This is a genomic window from Vibrio sp. D54, from assembly GCF_021728075.1.
Taxonomy (GTDB): domain Bacteria; phylum Pseudomonadota; class Gammaproteobacteria; order Enterobacterales; family Vibrionaceae; genus Vibrio; species Vibrio alginolyticus.
Genome location: NZ_JAKKCS010000002.1, coordinates 153,211 through 169,421 on the forward strand (window position 1 = coordinate 153,211; position 16,211 = coordinate 169,421).

17 protein-coding genes are annotated in these 16,211 nt (G+C 43.8%); 8 read left to right on the forward strand and 9 right to left on the reverse strand.

Annotated features, from left to right (window positions below):
• Positions 1 to 25: 25 nt before the first annotated feature.
• Entirely contained in the window at positions 26 to 766 is a 741-nt protein-coding gene (locus L3V37_RS03340) for a DNA-binding transcriptional regulator YciT (protein WP_054865466.1), read from the forward strand.
• Here L3V37_RS03340 and L3V37_RS03345 read toward each other — a convergent pair whose 3' ends face one another.
• The 4 genes from L3V37_RS03345 to L3V37_RS03360 all read right to left on the reverse strand — a co-directional run bounded on the left by L3V37_RS03345 (position 767) and on the right by L3V37_RS03360 (position 3,612).
• On the reverse strand, positions 767 to 1,660 hold the full coding sequence (locus tag L3V37_RS03345) for a DMT family transporter (RefSeq protein ID WP_237305836.1): 894 nt from the start codon (positions 1,658 to 1,660) through the stop codon (positions 767 to 769). It lies immediately after the preceding gene.
• 154 nt (positions 1,661 to 1,814) lie between these two features.
• Positions 1,815 to 2,171: a VOC family protein gene (locus L3V37_RS03350; protein WP_237305837.1), complete on the reverse strand. Its 357-nt coding sequence runs from the start codon at positions 2,169 to 2,171 to the stop codon at positions 1,815 to 1,817.
• A 29-nt stretch (positions 2,172 to 2,200) separates the two neighbouring features.
• A complete protein-coding gene (locus tag L3V37_RS03355) occupies positions 2,201 to 2,854 on the reverse strand; it encodes an isochorismatase family protein (RefSeq protein WP_237305838.1) in 654 nt (217 codons plus the stop codon).
• A 32-nt stretch (positions 2,855 to 2,886) separates the two neighbouring features.
• Entirely contained in the window at positions 2,887 to 3,612 is a 726-nt protein-coding gene (locus tag L3V37_RS03360; protein ID WP_005373953.1) for an NUDIX domain-containing protein, read from the reverse strand.
• A 298-nt stretch (positions 3,613 to 3,910) separates the two neighbouring features.
• Here L3V37_RS03360 and pncB point away from each other — a divergent pair, with 298 nt between their 5' ends.
• The 4 genes from pncB to L3V37_RS03380 all read left to right on the forward strand — a co-directional run bounded on the left by pncB (position 3,911) and on the right by L3V37_RS03380 (position 7,584).
• Positions 3,911 to 5,221: a nicotinate phosphoribosyltransferase gene (gene pncB / locus L3V37_RS03365; RefSeq protein WP_237305839.1), complete on the forward strand. Its 1,311-nt coding sequence runs from the start codon at positions 3,911 to 3,913 to the stop codon at positions 5,219 to 5,221.
• Positions 5,222 to 5,541: 320 nt separating this feature from the next.
• Complete coding sequence (locus L3V37_RS03370; RefSeq protein WP_005373947.1) at positions 5,542 to 5,901, forward strand: hypothetical protein; 360 nt, start codon at positions 5,542 to 5,544, stop codon at positions 5,899 to 5,901.
• Between the two features lie 214 nt (positions 5,902 to 6,115).
• Positions 6,116 to 6,634 carry a glycine zipper 2TM domain-containing protein gene (locus L3V37_RS03375; protein ID WP_005373945.1) on the forward strand — a complete coding sequence of 173 codons (519 nt, stop codon included), beginning with the start codon at positions 6,116 to 6,118 and terminating at the stop codon, positions 6,632 to 6,634.
• 170 nt (positions 6,635 to 6,804) lie between these two features.
• Positions 6,805 to 7,584 (forward strand): methyltransferase domain-containing protein, encoded by a 780-nt coding sequence (locus tag L3V37_RS03380; protein ID WP_213874357.1) that lies wholly within the window; start codon positions 6,805 to 6,807, stop codon positions 7,582 to 7,584.
• Between the two features lie 64 nt (positions 7,585 to 7,648).
• Here the strand turns inward: L3V37_RS03380 and L3V37_RS03385 are convergent, their stop codons facing one another.
• Positions 7,649 to 8,530, reverse strand: a complete 882-nt coding sequence (locus tag L3V37_RS03385; RefSeq protein ID WP_005373940.1) for a DMT family transporter — start codon at positions 8,528 to 8,530, stop codon at positions 7,649 to 7,651.
• Positions 8,531 to 8,623: 93 nt separating this feature from the next.
• Here L3V37_RS03385 and L3V37_RS03390 point away from each other — a divergent pair, with 93 nt between their 5' ends.
• The 3 genes from L3V37_RS03390 (at position 8,624) to L3V37_RS03400 (ending at position 12,131) form a co-directional block, all read left to right on the forward strand.
• Positions 8,624 to 9,508 (forward strand): LysR family transcriptional regulator, encoded by an 885-nt coding sequence (locus L3V37_RS03390; RefSeq protein WP_005387224.1) that lies wholly within the window; start codon positions 8,624 to 8,626, stop codon positions 9,506 to 9,508.
• Positions 9,509 to 9,688: 180 nt separating this feature from the next.
• Entirely contained in the window at positions 9,689 to 10,303 is a 615-nt protein-coding gene (locus L3V37_RS03395) for an outer membrane beta-barrel protein (protein WP_005373936.1), read from the forward strand.
• A 160-nt stretch (positions 10,304 to 10,463) separates the two neighbouring features.
• Entirely contained in the window at positions 10,464 to 12,131 is a 1,668-nt protein-coding gene (locus L3V37_RS03400) for an ABC transporter substrate-binding protein (protein WP_237305840.1), read from the forward strand.
• Positions 12,132 to 12,206: 75 nt separating this feature from the next.
• On the opposite strand, the gene ompV is transcribed toward L3V37_RS03400, so the two are convergent.
• From ompV to L3V37_RS03420, 4 genes are all read right to left on the reverse strand, one after another.
• A complete protein-coding gene (ompV, locus tag L3V37_RS03405) occupies positions 12,207 to 12,983 on the reverse strand; it encodes an outer membrane protein OmpV (RefSeq protein ID WP_017635134.1) in 777 nt (258 codons plus the stop codon).
• Positions 12,984 to 13,204: 221 nt separating this feature from the next.
• The gene (locus L3V37_RS03410; protein WP_005373930.1) at positions 13,205 to 13,738 is read right to left on the reverse strand and encodes a copper resistance protein NlpE; all 534 of its coding nucleotides are present in this window, start codon (positions 13,736 to 13,738) and stop codon (positions 13,205 to 13,207) included.
• 262 nt (positions 13,739 to 14,000) lie between these two features.
• Positions 14,001 to 15,230, reverse strand: coding sequence for a glycine betaine/L-proline ABC transporter ATP-binding protein (locus L3V37_RS03415; RefSeq protein WP_213911849.1), 1,230 nt, complete (start codon positions 15,228 to 15,230; stop codon positions 14,001 to 14,003).
• A complete protein-coding gene (locus L3V37_RS03420) occupies positions 15,223 to 16,122 on the reverse strand; it encodes a proline/glycine betaine ABC transporter permease (RefSeq protein ID WP_005373926.1) in 900 nt (299 codons plus the stop codon). The genes L3V37_RS03415 and L3V37_RS03420 overlap by 8 nt, the downstream gene beginning before the upstream one ends.
• Positions 16,123 to 16,211: the final 89 nt, after the last annotated feature.

Sequence of the window (16,211 nt, forward strand, 5' to 3'; positions counted from 1 at the left end):
AAGCTCATCAATAAGGAGCGAACCTGTGAACCCAAGACAAAATGAAATCCTGCAATTAGTGAACGACCGTAAACGCGTTCAAGTCACAGAGCTTTCTGACATCATTGGCGTGTCGGGTGTGACCATCAGACAGGATTTGAACTTTCTGGAGCAACAGGGCTACCTAAAGCGCGTTCACGGCGCAGCTACCGCGTTGCAAAGTGATGACATTGATGCCCGCCTAGAAGTGCGTTTCGATATTAAACAATCGCTCGCAAACCAAGCTGCGGATTTGGTCGCATCGAATGAGACAGTGCTGATTGAAGGGGGCAGTGCCAATGCGTTGTTGGCTCGGACATTGGCTGAGCGCGGCGATGTGACCATCATTACGCCATCGGCGTATATCGCCCATCTCATCCGTAACACTTCTGCCAACATTATCTTGCTTGGTGGCGTATATCAGCACCAAGGCGAGAGTTTGGTCGGACCGCTGACTAAGTTGTGTATTGAGAACATTCATTTCAGCACGGCCTTCTTGGGTATTGACGGCTTCCATCAAGACACTGGCTTTACTAGCCGCGATATGATGCGCGCTGAGATTGCAGAAACCATCATTGCGAAAAAAAGGCGCAATATTGTTCTAACGGATTCTAGTAAATTTGGGCAGATTTATCCCTCATCAATTGGTAAGACTGACGAAATATCAGTGCTGCTGACTGACAAAGCCGCTCCGAAAAGCGACCTTGAACAAATCAAAAAGCGAGGTGTGGAAGTCATATTAGGCTGATTAAGCCATGCTTCGTTTTCGCTTAGCGAGCATTGCTGTTGGGGAGAAACCGGTGACTAGCATAGTACCGCTAAGCACTAGAATTGTTCCTATGATGGTGTTTGAGCCGACGGGCTCATCTAGCACCAAGTAGCCCCATAAGATACCAAAAACAGGAACAAGAAAAGTGACAGTTAGCGCTGACGCTGGGCCGATATCAGAAACTAAGCGGAAATAGAGCAAATAAGCGAACCCTGTGCATACAACGCCGAGCGTGACAACAGAGCTCCATTCGAAATGACTTGGTTCTGCACGCATTGGTAAGAATGGTAGCAGCGGCAGTACCCAAATAACCGCCGCCCACATACTGCCGTGAGCATTGTCAAAAGCTGGTACTTGTGGCGCATTTTTAGTGTAGTTGGTAGCAATGCCATAGCTGAAAGAAGCCATCAAACTGGCGGCAATAGGGAGCATGGCTTCTTCACCTATGGTTGAAGTATCTAAGCCGACCAAGACTGCAACGCCTCCAATGCCTATTAGCATACCGAGAACAGATTTCGCTGTGAGTGGGCTGCGGTACCAAGCAAAGCCAACTAGTGCTCCCCATATTGGGGCGGTTGAGTTCAATATTGCTAAAGTTGATGCATTCAGTGTCTGGGCTGCGTACGCAAAGAGTAAAAATGGAACTGCGCTATTGAATAAGCCAATAATAAAGAAGTGTTTAGTATGCGCAGTTAACGTGAGTTTCTTCTTCAAATATACGGCGATCAATAACAAAGCGACGGCGGCAAATGTAACTCGAAATTCGATTAAGTAAGCTGGCCCGAATGTGTTGGCGGCGACTCGCATAAACAGAAACGAGCCACCCCAAATAGCAGCGAGGCAGAGTAAGCGAAAAAAACTGACGGCAGTCATTTGACATCCTTGGTCGAGGTCTAGCGCCTCATCGATTAATTGTTGCGCTAACAGTGAATTAAACCAAGGATGAGGTCAACCAGAAATGTAATGCCAGTTCCGGATCTGGCTAGCTTGGGCTCACGTTGATGGTGTGTTGTTGATTTGTGATGACTTAATGGCTCTCTGACCATACTGCGAATTCATTTCCACTCGGTTCAGTGAAGTGGAATCGACAGCCGCCGGGGAATTCGAAAATAGGGCGGATAATTTTTCCACCATGCTGCTCTACTTTTGTCTCAGTGGCTTGAATGTCTGAGCTATAAAATACTAAAAGTGCGCCACCATTTGCGGTTTGGTTTATAAACTCAGATTTGAAGAATCCGCCATCCAATCCTTGTCCTGAAAATGCAGAATATTCTGGACCATAATCGGTAAAGCTCCAGTCAAAAGCACGCTCAAAAAATTGTTTGGTCGCACTGACATTAGTGGAACCAAATTCAACGTAATTCAATTTTTCATGTTGATGCATGGTGAAATCCTTCTCGGTTACTATCGTTTCTAGGCGAACTTTTCTACGATGATGTCGTCCGCTTTTTCGACAAATAATGCGCCATTATCTCTGAGTTCTGTCAGCACATTCTCTACATTATCAGGCAGCACCGCACGAGTTGAAGCAAGATTAACTACCACATTGTAGCCAAGTTCCAGCGCTTGCATGACGGATTTTTTCACACAAAAGTCTAAGGCAAGGCCACCGATAACTAAGGTATCAATCCCGTTGAACTTTAGAAATTCATGCGCGCCTGTCGTTTTGGTGTCGGCAATATCATGGAAAAAAATACCGTAAGGGTGCGCGTCAGGATCCATACCTTTATTAACTTGAAAATCATAGTCCAACACGGGTGGTAAGCCATCTAGCAGCTCAGAACCTGTTGTGCCAAGCACACAGTGACGGTTCCACTTTATATCCACATTCGGTAAACCAACGGGCTCAAGCATATTGGCTGGCGATTCTGCATCCCATTTTGCTTTCGGTGGGTGCAAGTCACGACTGACCAGTTTTAATCGGCCTTTGGCATGATTGTTCAAAAGCTCCGGTACGATTTCCAACGCACCTGCAACGGGCAGTTCATCTGGACATAACTCACTAAAGCCTTTCTCTGGATCAACGTCGATCACTGCTGTAGTTTGATAGTTTACTCGAATAGTCATGGCAGACTCCTTGTCTGTCTGATTGTCTGCGTTTATCCACGCAAACAGTTTTGAAAAAAGGTTACTTCGTCGCTAGTCAGCGTATATACCATTGCGGGTTTTCCACCTTTGCCTTTGTTGGTTGAAGCGACTTTATTAGTGGGTTTTAGTACGCCTGAATCTATCAAGCGGCGCTTAATCGTCATTCGGCTGATATCAATACCAAACTCTTGATAAGCAGAAATGATGTCCGCAACCAAAAACTCTTTGTCTAATGCAAACAAAAGAACCGATGTGTATTCAATGGATGCACGAAGCTTTTGCCACGCTTTTTCAATGGTTTTTTGATGATCAAATGCGAGGGTTTCTTCTCCATTGAGAATAGCCTGTAGCGAAAACCATTTAAGTTGGCATTCCGGTACACCTGCATTATTTATTTGCTCTACATTGTTACGATCAACTAAGGCGTAGTGCGTAATGTTTAAGCTCCAGTCTTCTGGATCGCGCTTTGGATCACCGTCGATAAACGCTTCGCTAAAATGACGAGGGTAGGTATGGATTTTCTCACGGCAAATTCGGCGCCGCGCCGCTTCAAAGTTTTCATCGGCCGGGCGTCCGCCTTCACTGGTTAAGTCTTTATCAAAGACAAATCCGCCCGGTAGTGCCCAGACTCCATGGTATGGCCGATTTGGATTTGAACGTTTAATCAACAACACTTCCAATCCCTTATCGGCACAGCCAGATAGCCTGAATGGAATAATGTCGACAGATACGATCATGGTTGGGTCCTAATATTGATTTGTAAGTAATCTAGCGCATAACAAGTGGTCAATCAATGGGTAAGTAACGAGTTGTTAGAAACGTTTTTGGTAGTGTTCGTAATACGGTTTGAGCATAAATTTACGGATGACTCTGACTTATTCACAATGCTTGCTCGAATTCTAGACAAAAAAACCTTATAAAAATGAGTGGTTAGTAACAAAAGTTGACAAACTATAGATGGGTGTTTATTGTTTACGCAAATTAGTTAGTAACAAAAAGTTATATACCCAGGAAGGGCATGTAGAAGGGCACCTAATGACCACCAAACTATTTTCTTCCCGCATCATTCAAAGCGCTTTGGATTTCGATGTCTACAAAGTCAATATGATGAGCGCTGTAACAGCGCTTTACCCTGATGCGATGGTGTCATATAAGTTTATCGTGCGCAGTGAGGAAGACCTCTCTGAGCTTTTGCCCGAGGTAAAAGCCGAAGTCCTTAAACTGCAAGATATTCATTTTACGCAAGAAGAAATTGAATATATTAAGCGTGTCGCGCCTTACCTGAATCTTGACTTTGTTGATGCACTGCGCCATTTCCGTTTCAACCCACAAAGTGATGTCTCTTTCCATAATAAAGCCATGGCTGATGGCTCAAGCCAGTTAAGAATAACCATTAACGGTTTGTGGCGAGATACCATCTTGTACGAAACGATCATCATGAGCATCGTGTCTGAAGTTCGTAGCCGTCAGCGTTGGTCAGATATCCCTGTTGCGCAATTTACCACTGTTTTAGAAGAGAAAGTTCGACACCTAAAGTCGGAACTAAAACGTCGTAACATTACTAACTTTAAATTTTCTGACATGTCGACGCGTCGACGTTTTTCCTTTCAAGCTCAGCGCACTATGCTGGAATATTTGTGCCAGGAAGTGCCGGAATGTTTGACAGGAACAAGCAACTATCACTTAGCAAAAGAGCTAAACTTGACGCCTATCGGCACCGTTGCTCATGAATGGTTTATGGGACACCAAGCTCTGGTGAATGTGCGAGATTCGCAAAAAGTGGCGTTGCAACGTTGGCAAAAAATGTTTAATGGTGCACTAGGTATTGCACTGACCGACACGATTGGTATCGATGCTTTCCTTAAAGACTTTGATGAAGAACTAAGTAACGCGTACTTCGGTGTACGTCACGATAGTGGTTGCCCTTATAGCTGGGGTGAAAAAATGATTGCACACTACCAGTCGCTGAATATAGACCCATTAACAAAAACACTGGTGTTTACCGACGGACTTAACTTCGAACAAGCGTTAGATATTTGCGAGTATTTCCAAGGACGTATTCAGGTGAGTTTTGGTATCGGTACTTTTCTTGCCAATGATATGGGTGATTATGTCAATAAAGATGGTGAAGCCTACCAGCCACTTTCTATCGTGATAAAAATGGTCACGTGCAATGGTTCACCGGTCGCCAAAATCAGTGACGAACCTGAGAAAGCCATGTGTGAAGATATCTTCTTTTTGATGAATCTCAAGCGCCGCTTTGAACAACCTCTTGACTTAAATGAGTGTCGTAAAATGATCGATCGTTTAGAAACTGAAGGTCAAAATTATCTCATCGACGCGTAGGCGTTATCCTCTCTCCATGATAAGCACCCTCTATCGTTACGACAAATTTATATAGGTAAACGTGGAGGGTGATTTCGTTATAGTAATATACAGAAGTAACCAGATACAGCGCAGGAAAGCACTCAAAAGTTGATGTGTTATCTGCCTTTGATTGGTGTAAATCGATACGTTACAGCATCGTGGACGGTGTATCTCATCCGACACTAAACTCAGTCTAATCACGTAGTTTATTCCCACGTACCATGAGCTCACTCGGGTATAGACGTCTATCTGCTTTTATGGCTTTGGGCTTCACGTAGTTGCTTGAATCAGGAGTCAAAATGAACCTAGTAGTACATTTGCAAAAGAAAGCGATCCGAAAATATGGCTATGAGATGGCCACTCGCCAAGCATGGAAGTGTGGTATCAAGGCAAATCTTGTAAAGCGCGTGATTGGCCTTTTTAAAGGACAAATTGTTTGTGTGGTTGAAGGTTGCCGAGCAGAGTTTTCTTCTCCTCTTAATAACCCCCTTCACGAAGATGACAAGCAGGGGCGATATGTGTTTGTTGGCGGTGTATGCTGGGAACCAAATAACATTATAGCGCCTGGTTTCCCTGATTTTATGTTTATGCACGTGCGTAATCTAAGCCACCGTCATAAGTATTTAACGGATGACGAACTATTTTTGAGCTTGGCTTAAAAATAAATCTCATAGACTAGTCCAGCCCAATCATAATCAGTAGTGATACAGTTTTATCTCTGTTGACATTCTGCTGAGTGTTTCTTGACGTACCTCTTATAAAACAGTGTTTCTTTACTTGTTAATAACAGAGGGTTTGTTTTCGTCTGATGTGATTTCCCTTTTGCGATTTACCATAACGCTCATCAAAGCAAACCATACTGGGATGTAAATCATGAATATGAAATCTATCGCAATTGCAACGGCAGTTGTTGCTGTACTAGCAGGCTGTAAAGACAAAACGCCACCAGCTCCAACTCAAGCAAACATTACTTTGGTTGAAGCGGTGACTGAAACGGTGAAAAAGCCGCACCAAGTATGTAAAGACGTGGTAGTAACCGAGCAAGTTGCCCCTGCGGATGACAATAAAATTATTGGTACGGTTGGTGGCGCAGCAGCTGGAGCAGCGCTGGGCAACCAAATCGGTGGTGGCTCAGGTAAAGTGATTGCAACTGCAGCTGGTACGATTGCTGGTGCACTGACAGGTCGTAAGATCCAGGAGAATGTGCAAAAAGGTGATGTAGTAACAACGACGAAAAAACAGTGTCATACAGAATATACGACATCTGATAAAGTAGTGGGTTACGACGTCACTTACGAAGTTTCAGGTGCACCAACGACGGTTCGTTTGGCGAGCAAACCAGCGACAAAAACGTTCCCAATTCAAGATGGTAACGTTGTTCTACCACAATAGTTAGCGACTTAACCGAAGCGATTAACAAGCCCTTTTATCTTTGAGATGAAAGGGTTTTTTCACATAAGCGGCGTTTTCATCTGTTTTCCCATTGGAATGTGCGGCCAGAAATACCCGTTAATTTCCGCGTTCGATACAATCACTTTTCTTAAAGTACGAACGGAAAAAACATGGAAGATTTTTACCTGACCGAGCACGGTCTGGCTGGTTATTTCGAAGCGCAATGGTTCGACAAGTTCATTGAGGATCAACAGATTGAGATGATAACCAGTCGCTCAAAACAAGTCCCACTTTCTTTTTTGTCATCACCTCACTGCTCCCAAGTTGCTGATTTTATTGCGCAGGCGGTAATCGAAAGCAGCGTTCAGCCGTATTCCCTACTTGAGGTTGGGGCGGCGCTGGGAAGAAATTATTATGAGTTAGTGCAACGCTTACCTAACCTTAAAGAAGCGACGCTTGTGGAGCCTTCAAATAGGTTAATGGATGGCTTGAAGCAACTATTAATAGAAGAACAACGCGTCGAGCTTACTTACCTTCACGATGTGAACACCTTAAACACTTTAGAGGTAGAGAATAGAGATATCGTACAGAAATGTGCTCATGTTGATTTGACGCTAATTAACCAGCCTTTTGAGCTCGATACTCTCCAATCTCGCTTTGATTTAGTCGTATGTTTAAATGTGATTGATCAATGTGAGTCGCCACTTAGCGTGATCAATGCTCTAAAAAAAACCACCAAGGTGGGTGGGCTGATCGTTGTCTCTTGCACTTATCAGTGGAACGCGAAACACATCAAAAATAAAGAAGAGGCGGTTGATGATATCAAAGAATACTTTGCTGAAGGCTGGCGTCTAGTGTCGGAAGCCGATCATGAATATCGCATCCGGTTTAATGATCGCTTTGCAAGGCAGTTTTTATCTCACGTAGTCGCTTACGTAAAAACCGATTAGAGCCACATAAAAAAACCGAGCACTTACGGCTCGGTTTTTTTAGTCTTTGGGTTAGAGCACAACTTTAAGTAACGTGCGCTTCTTGTTGCTCTTGCAACTTTTTCTTGCGACGCTCTCGTTTAGAAAGCCAAACCAGAGGCACAACAATCATAATGGTTCCTATTGCCATAAATATGTCTGGCACTTCTCCAAACCAAATCAATCCCACAAACACGGCACCAATTAAGCCACTGTATTCAGCGCTGGCAATTTTGTTGCTATCGATCGAGCGGTAAGCGATGACACATGTTGCTGCATAAATCATGATGAACAAACTTGAGCCAGCAGCAACAGGGAAAGCACTCCAGTCCCAAGGTTCTGCTTCGATCAGAACAAGCAAGAAGGCTACTGGAATACCTGCCAAGTTTGTCATCAATAACGTTTGCATCACAGACTGATTTTTTGGCAGTTTTCGAATGAGCAAGTTATTGATTGCTAGAGTAATTGCAACAACTAAAGCTGAAATCGCTGCCCAATCGATTTGGTCTGGACGAATGATGACCAATACACCGGCAAAGCCCATTATCGCTGCGGCGACCGATTGCTTAGACAACTGTTCTCCAAAAAAGATTGCTGCAAGCGGCAACATGATCAATGGCGCGGCGTAAAAGATCGCGTTCGCAGTTGCGAGCGGTAAAGATGAGATCGCCAAAACCATGAATATTGCACCAAGTAACCATACGTGAGCGCGAACAGCATGCCACTTAAACCCTTCAAGAAAAGGCGCATTTTTTGTTAGCAAGTAGACTGGCAGCAGGAAAAGCACCGCTGAAATTTGTCGGAAAAAGACAAATTGAAAAATAGGCACTTCATTTCCGACACTTTTAATTAAAGAGTCCGAAAGCACCGCAATGAGATTTCCAACAATTAATAGCAGCATCGCTGCTCCGACCGATGTAACTTTCACTTTTTCCTCTCCTCTTTCTTTGCCAAAGAGTAGGTGATGTCATAGGATGAAGTGAAGTGATATTTATTAGTTTAAGTATGAGATTTTTAGATAATGAAATTGCCACCACTCAGAGCGGTTCACTGTTTTGAATCTGTTGCCAGAAACTCTAGCTTTTCGCTTGCTGCTGAAGAACTCAATGTGACGCAAAGTGCCGTTAGCCACCAGATACGATTATTAGAAGATTACTTGGGTGAATCATTATTTATCCGCCAAGGCAGAAAGCTCTCTTTGTCCGATACGGGCACCCGCTATTTAGAGGATATTAGCCCAGCAATTAGCTCAATTGCGATGGCCAGCCAAAAGGTGCGAGAAGGGGACAAAGGCAGCATACGGTTGGCGATTTATAGCTCGCTCGCCGTAAAGTGGCTTATTCCGCGTTTGTCTGATTTTAAGCGCTTACATCCAGAAATCGATCTGACACTCAATATGGTCGTTGGTGATCCTGAACAGACAGACAGCGTTGGCGATTGTTTTATCACGGTAGAAAAGCCAAAGCGAAACTACATGTCGGTAAAGTTATACGCGGAGACGCTGTATCCGGTCTGCAGCCATAAAATTTGGAAAGAGTTGCAAGATCAACCGATTCCAGAAGCGCTTTGGCGATACCCTATTTTGTCGACAGACTCAATTTATCGTGAGAGAGGAAAAGACTGGGCTGAGTGGTGTAGAGCGGGCGGTTACACCTTGCCGAAAGATGTCGATGTTCAACATTTTAGTCATATGTTGTTGGCAATTGAGGCGGCGCGTTATGACCAAGGCATCGCATTTGCGAATGATTTTATGCTTAATGAAAGAGATAAAGCGCACGATTTGGTGTATATCCCTTCTCATGGATTGGAAACCGGCGACAGCTTCTATTTTATTCATAAAAAGAGTCGAGCCAAGCAAGCGGAAATCATCAAGCTCACTAACTGGTTGAAGCAGCAATGCTTGTGAAATGACTAAATTGTCAAAATTAAGAAAGAAAGTGGCAAAGTTGTGTCTAAATATTTCATGTTTTATTGAGTTTTTATTCATTAACATCCACTTGGTTTTGAAACCAAGTGAAATGGATAGCATGGCATGCTTAAGGATGGGCAAAACACAACCTCAATAATTAACAGGCAGTGAAATACAATGTTTAAAAAAACATGGCTAATGACAGCCCTTCTAGCAACATGTTCTGTTGCAAACGCAGCTCCTTACGTTGGTGCATCTGTAGGTCAAGCATCGTTTGGTGATGTTAATGGCTCTATCAATGGTGGTGGTACTAACGCTAGCACTAAACTTAAACTTGAAGATGACTCAAGCCTTTCAGGCAAAGTATTCGGTGGTTACAAATTCAACGAATACATTTCTCTAGAAGCGGCCATTGGTGGCTACGATGCTTTAGACGGCAAAGTTGTTACTGTTGGTGATATGAAGTATCTATCGATTCAGCCAAAAGCGACTCTACCGATTGGCGATCGTTTCAACCTTTTTGCTAAAGCTGGTCTTTCTTACTTCAATGCTGAATTCAAAATTAGCAACTCTGTGATTGACGGTAGCGCAGGCCATACCACCATTTCTGACAGCACTGTAACAGGCATGTACGGTTTAGGCGCAGAGTTCGCTATTACTGAAAACTTTGCTCTACAAGTTGAATGGGAATACATGATGCCTGAGCTAGACATTGCGAAATTTGGCAATGAAAAAGTAACGGTTGATGCAGACATCAATGTGTTCTCTGTAGGTATGAGCTACCGTTTCTAAGAATACTTATTCAAGTTACCTCTTGGCTTAGTAAACGTTTTTGACTTCTGTTGGTCGAGCTGAGTCCAAGCTTTGAATTTGTTTAGATATAGCACAGGAAGTTTAGTTGCTAAGCGTCCTGTGCTATTTTTTTGCTTTGGAATAACTCTTAGGAATCTTTGTGAACGATGTCAATCTTAGGTATCTGGATCTACTGTTAAAGCACTTTGAACCTCACCAGTATCACCTTGTTACGCTTTCTGAGCTAGAAGCGGTGATTTGCACGTCGAGGCGCAATGTTTCTATTGTGATGAAAAAGCTTGCCACTTACGATTGGGTCGATTGGCAACCTGCGATTGGCCGAAGTAACGCTAGCCGTCTCAGTATTAATATTTCCCTCCAACAAGCGATGACCGAGTTTTTGGTTGAGGAGCTTGGCAGAGGAAGAATGAACTCAATAACGAAACTTATTGATTGGTTCGGTCAAACCGCGGTTAGAGCACTAACTATCGCATCTGAAAAAGTGAATCGATTGAATGAATCAAATAACGCTATTTTGATTTCTTCTTACCCTTGGGTATCCAAAATCGACCCTGCGAATACTTACCGTCACACTGAATTACACGTCGCGAAAAGCGTTTATGACGTATTGCTGACCCAAAATTCCAATGGTGGTATCGAGCCATCGTTAGCACACGAATGGAAAATGGAAGGCAAGGTAATGACGTTATGGTTGCGGCCAGGCATATATCGCCATGATGGCGAGCCCCTTAACATACAGGATGTGGTTTGGAGTATAGAAAGACTCAGGGAGATAAAAGGACCAGTTCACGAGCTCTGGCAATGCATTGATAGTGTGGTTGCAGAAACATCTAACTGCTTAAAAATTATATTGAAGCATCCGAACAAGTTGTTTCCATACATGCTAGCAACTCCTCATGCGTCTATTCTGTGTCGAGATGTCGTCTCTTTCGGTTCTAGTTATTCCTACCACATCGGGACTGGGCCATTTAAAATTAGCGGCTGGAACCAGGAGAGTATGACTCTTGAAGCGCACAAAGAGTATTTTTCAGCACGCGCATTGTTAGATCAAATAACGCTGTCTCATGGTGATGTTAAAACCTTAAATATGTTGAGCTTTAACCAAAGCTCCGATCACGTTGAAGTGGAAAAAATTAGCGCATTTTCATATCTGACCTACCGCGAACGTGCGGAATCCCTACTCACAAAAGAAACTTGGTATCAACTCGCTGATTACATCCATGTGCAAAAGCGAATTTATGATGCGCCAAGTGCCGTTGACAGCATTCAGTTAGAGACTCACGAGCAAGATTTATCAATAACAGATGGTGGTGTGATACCTAAACTGAAAGGTAAAGTGGTATTAGCTGAACCTGTCTGGACGATACCGAGTCTAATTCGTCATTCCGAATGGTTGCACAGTGTGATTCGTGCAACGGGATTGGAGTTGGAGATCGTCGTTATTGATGACATTAGTTTTCCTGAGGTAGTGTCTCACCAAGCAGACTTGCTCTTCATTGAGGAAGTCATGGAAGCACCATTTGAATATGGCATCTTCGAATGGCTGTCGATAGCAACTGGACTGCGTTTTAGTTTTGATCAAAGCCAGATGTTAAGCCATAGAGAAAAGGTTCGCAGGGCGATGGCAGATGATCACTCGCTACAGTCTTTATTAAACCTAGAGAAAGCGCTGCGCGATCAGTACCTATATTTGCCTTTGTTTGTTGGCTACGAAGAAGTGACAAAAACACAGCAAGTGCGAGGTGTGCAGGTGAAGAATACAGGCTATAGCGATTTACATAGGTTATGGATTGCTCATTCACACTAACGTCTGTGTGCAAGATGATGCAAATGTCCAACGCATAAAGCCATCGAAATGATGGCTTTATAAGGGCGTATCGGATTAGAAGTTGTACGACACACTTGCGCCAACAACCCATTGGTTTGCACTATCAACGATAGATGAGTCGCTGATACCGCTGCCTAGGCGCGTGTATTGTGTCATTTGGCTTACTTGCCAGTTGTCGTTGATTGGCATAACAAGTTTGTAGCCCACACCATAGCTTACCGTTGAATCACCTTTGTATGCTTTGCGGTTTGCGTTTGCTTCGCGTTGTTTTACACCAAAGTAGTAATCTACGTAGTCTTCACTTTGATAAGTTAGGTTAGCAAAAGGAACAAAATCAACACTACCGAATTTCATGATGTGGAAGTAAGTCGCGCCCGCTAAGTAACCTTTGTAAGCACCACTGATATCGTGCTGAAGGTACGTAGAAATGACGTTGTTTTGATCCAGTGTAAAGTCTGCGTTTAAACCTAGATCGACGGCGAAGCGGCGTTTATCTGTGCCTTTCAGGCTTTTCGCTGTATCACCGTCGCGCATTACACCGCTACCTACAAGGTAGGCACTCATGTTGATTAACTCATTGGTGTTACCGAAGAAGCGGTAGTTAATGCCACTTAGGTCGGCATTAAAGTCGTCACCATGGTAACCACCGTTGAGAATTGGTGCTGTATTATGCTTTTGATCTTTGAAAAGATCGCTGCCTTGAGCCACACCAGCTTCTACGTTCCAACCGCCTTCGTTGTTGTAGATATTACCGTTACGAATGTAAGTATCGCCAGCGAAAGCTGAGCCAGCAGCTGTCAAAGTAAGTAGTGCAATTAATGTTTTTTTCATCATTTTTCCGAGTTGTTCTGTTTTGTTTTGAACACTGTACAAAATGATGTTGTAAGCATCTATCGGCAAAGCGTATGGAAATGTAATGAACAATCAGGGTAAGAAGCGGAATGTTGCTTCAGAATAGAAAGGTTGCTGGAATAGCGTTCGTTAAAATAACGAAAAATCCGAGCTGGGGTGGCTCGGATTTGGGGTATTTATCAGGTATTGATACTAACTTCTTACTGTTTCGTTAAGTTGTATAGTGGTGCTAGGTCACCCGTTACTTTTTCGCCATTCATGTCTAGCTTCATAAGTACGTTTTCACCAACAAAGTATTGGTTTGGTGCATCTTCATTTGTCAACGTTACGATGCTGCCATTTGCGTCCCAAGTGAATTGACCTTCAGATTTTGATTGACCGTCTTCTTTGTCTTGGTAGCTTTCTTCAAGTACGTAAGTGCCATCTTGATTTAGTGTGATGGTCATATCGATACCAGCACAATCCGCGCAAGGTAGTGTTCCTTTGTAGGTGCCGTTCCAGTCCAGAGCACTTTGTGCGTTGTGTTCAGAGTCTACAAATGTCTCTTCAGTAATTACCTGTTCTTCTTCTACTGGTAACGTGTCAATTGTCTCAGTCGTAACGTCTGCACTGGTGGTGACTTCAGTTTCCGTTGCCTGAGGTACTTCAACTGCGCTTGTTTCGGCAGGTTTCTCATCTTGACAGCCTGCAAGAATGATTACCGCGCCTGTTAGTGCCAACATTGTCTTTTTCATTTTATCCCTCTTTAAATCAAGATTTTGTATGAGAGTAATAGTAGACATTTATCGAGGATTTGCGTCATCAAAAAGCAATAGAATGATCTAACTATGTCAATAAAACCGGATATGAGCATGAAATTGTCAGGAAAATCAGAACAATGTAAATGTTGCTTTGGGTATCAAGCTTGAGCCCACAGATAAATATCTAAAAAAGGGGATTGTGAGCGAGTTAATTGATAACAGCCCACATTGTTGTGAGCTGTATTATCAACATCATCTAAGAAACGTTATTGAAGCTTGAGCGTGAAGTGCCCCGTTTTGTGCTTCGTTGATCAGAAAATAGCTCCGCAATAACCTGACGATTTAATTCGCCTTTCAAATGGCCGTGCTCATCGATGACGGGCAGTGAATGTTCACATGACATGACTTCAGTTAGCACTTGCTCAATGGCTAAATGTGGAGAGATGATAGGCACCTCTTCATAGATATCATCACGCCAACCTGATATATGAGTTAACTTCGCTGCGTTTAGCAATCCTTGCTGTGTTATCACGCCTTGATAGCCTGCATTGGTCTGATGGTAGGCATAATCACGTTTAACACGTTTCATTTCACTCAGTGCATCTTCAATGGTTTCAGCGCTAACACAGTACGAAGGTGGCTGCATCAGCGTTTCGACCGTCAGTGCTCGCGCTCTATTGACGTCTTTTACAAAGGCTTCAACGTACTCATCGGCAGGATGCAGTAAGATTTCGTCTGGTGAACCTTGTTGGACAAGTTCACCGTCTTTAAGAATCGCGATGCGATCGCCAAGTCGAAGCGCTTCATCTAAATCATGAGTAATGAAAATAATGGTTTTGTGCAGCTTCTGTTGCAGCTCTACCAGCTGATCTTGCATTTCGCTCCGAATCAGAGGGTCCAATGCCGAGAAAGCCTCGTCCATCAACAGTATTTCGGCGTCGGTAGCTAGTGCCCGTGCAAGGCCCACACGCTGTTGCTGTCCACCCGATAGTTGAGCAGGATACTGGTGCTCATAGCCCGTCAGTCCAACGGTTTCTAACCATTCATTTGCTTTTTCTAAGCGCGCCTCTTTATTCATTCCCTGAACTTCCAAACCATATGCGATGTTGTCGATAACAGTGCGATGAGGCAGCAAGCCAAAGCGTTGGAACACCATAGACATCTTGTGACGGCGAAACTGTTCAAGCTCTTTGTTAGAAAGTTGCATGACATCCACCCCTTCTACCAAGATCTGCCCCATGGTTGGATCGATTAATCGATTGAAGTGGCGAATCATGGTGGATTTTCCAGAACCGGATAATCCCATAATGACAAAAATTTCACCCTTTTGAATTTGCAGGTTGATGTCTTTTAGTCCGACCGTGTGGCCCGTTTCCGCTAAAACCTGCTCTTTACTATGTCCCAACTTAACGCGCTCAATCACGCTATTGGGTCTGGTACCGAAGATTTTATACAGACCGCTGATTTCGATAAGTGGACTAGTCATGTTTTGAGTCTCCTAAATGAGCTTGAGTGCGTTTCGCATACGCTTGTGAAGCACGATCAAAAAGGATTGCTAGGGCGACAATTGCTAAACCATTGAGAAGACCAAGAGTGAAATATTGATTGGTAATAGACTTTAGAACAGGCTGACCTAAACCTTTTACCCCAATCATTGATGCGATGACCACCATTGACAGTGCCATCATGATCGTTTGGTTAATTCCCGCCATGATGGTTGGCATTGCAAGCGGAAGCTGAACCCCAAAAAGCCGTTGCCGAGTGCTGGCACCAAATGCGGTTGCGGCTTCCAATACTTCTTTATCAACTAGACGAATGCCCAAATTGGTTAAACGAATAACCGGTGGAATCGCGTAGATCACTACTGCAATAAGGCCAGGAATTTTCCCGATGCCCAATAACATCACAACTGGAATGAGATACACAAATGCCGGCATGGTTTGCATGACGTCGAGTAATGGTGTTACCACCGACTGAATGCGATTAGAGCGCGCCATAGCGATGCCGATAGGGATACCAAGTGCGATGGCAAGCATAGTACATACAGTGATGATACTGAGCGTGCGCATAGTGTCTTCCCACATTCCAAAATAGCCAATCAGAATCAGCGAACCAAAACATGCAGCGGCCAGTTTCCAAGAGCGGCTGGCGGCATAAACGAGAGTGGTGCAGACACCTAAAATAATGAACCAAGGTGTAGAAATCAGAAGTTTTTCAAACCAGACAAGAAACGCAAGGAGCGGATCAAACAGAGACTCAATGAGTTCACCATACTCGCGAGAGAAATCTCTATAGGCGCCGTCGAGTGTTTTGCGAATCGCCCTGAGATCAGAGGCATCCATTTCCGGGAATTCGCTGAGCCAATTTGAGTCAGACATATGTACTTCCTTTTTCTGATATACCTAAGCGCTCTCAAGAAACTTAATTTGGCAAGAAGAGTAGGGCACCTAGGCCAAGTAATGTTCGT

What these genes read in the sequence shown, in the direction of transcription:
- L3V37_RS03410 (WP_005373930.1), bottom strand. Translation starts at nt 13,738, where the DNA reads ATGAAAAAGACAATGTTGGCACTAACAGGCGCGGTAATCATTCTTGCA.
- L3V37_RS03355 (WP_237305838.1), bottom strand. Translation starts at nt 2,854, where the DNA reads ATGACTATTCGAGTAAACTATCAAACTACAGCAGTGATCGACGTTGAT.
- pncB (WP_237305839.1), top strand. Translation starts at nt 3,911, where the DNA reads ATGACCACCAAACTATTTTCTTCCCGCATCATTCAAAGCGCTTTGGAT.
- ompV (WP_017635134.1), bottom strand. Translation starts at nt 12,983, where the DNA reads ATGAAAAAAACATTAATTGCACTACTTACTTTGACAGCTGCTGGCTCA.
- L3V37_RS03360 (WP_005373953.1), bottom strand. Translation starts at nt 3,612, where the DNA reads ATGATCGTATCTGTCGACATTATTCCATTCAGGCTATCTGGCTGTGCC.
- L3V37_RS03380 (WP_213874357.1), top strand. Translation starts at nt 6,805, where the DNA reads ATGGAAGATTTTTACCTGACCGAGCACGGTCTGGCTGGTTATTTCGAA.
- L3V37_RS03370 (WP_005373947.1), top strand. Translation starts at nt 5,542, where the DNA reads ATGAACCTAGTAGTACATTTGCAAAAGAAAGCGATCCGAAAATATGGC.
- L3V37_RS03415 (WP_213911849.1), bottom strand. Translation starts at nt 15,230, where the DNA reads ATGACTAGTCCACTTATCGAAATCAGCGGTCTGTATAAAATCTTCGGT.
- L3V37_RS03375 (WP_005373945.1), top strand. Translation starts at nt 6,116, where the DNA reads ATGAATATGAAATCTATCGCAATTGCAACGGCAGTTGTTGCTGTACTA.
- L3V37_RS03350 (WP_237305837.1), bottom strand. Translation starts at nt 2,171, where the DNA reads ATGCATCAACATGAAAAATTGAATTACGTTGAATTTGGTTCCACTAAT.
- L3V37_RS03395 (WP_005373936.1), top strand. Translation starts at nt 9,689, where the DNA reads ATGTTTAAAAAAACATGGCTAATGACAGCCCTTCTAGCAACATGTTCT.
- L3V37_RS03420 (WP_005373926.1), bottom strand. Translation starts at nt 16,122, where the DNA reads ATGTCTGACTCAAATTGGCTCAGCGAATTCCCGGAAATGGATGCCTCT.
- L3V37_RS03345 (WP_237305836.1), bottom strand. Translation starts at nt 1,660, where the DNA reads ATGACTGCCGTCAGTTTTTTTCGCTTACTCTGCCTCGCTGCTATTTGG.
- L3V37_RS03390 (WP_005387224.1), top strand. Translation starts at nt 8,624, where the DNA reads ATGAAATTGCCACCACTCAGAGCGGTTCACTGTTTTGAATCTGTTGCC.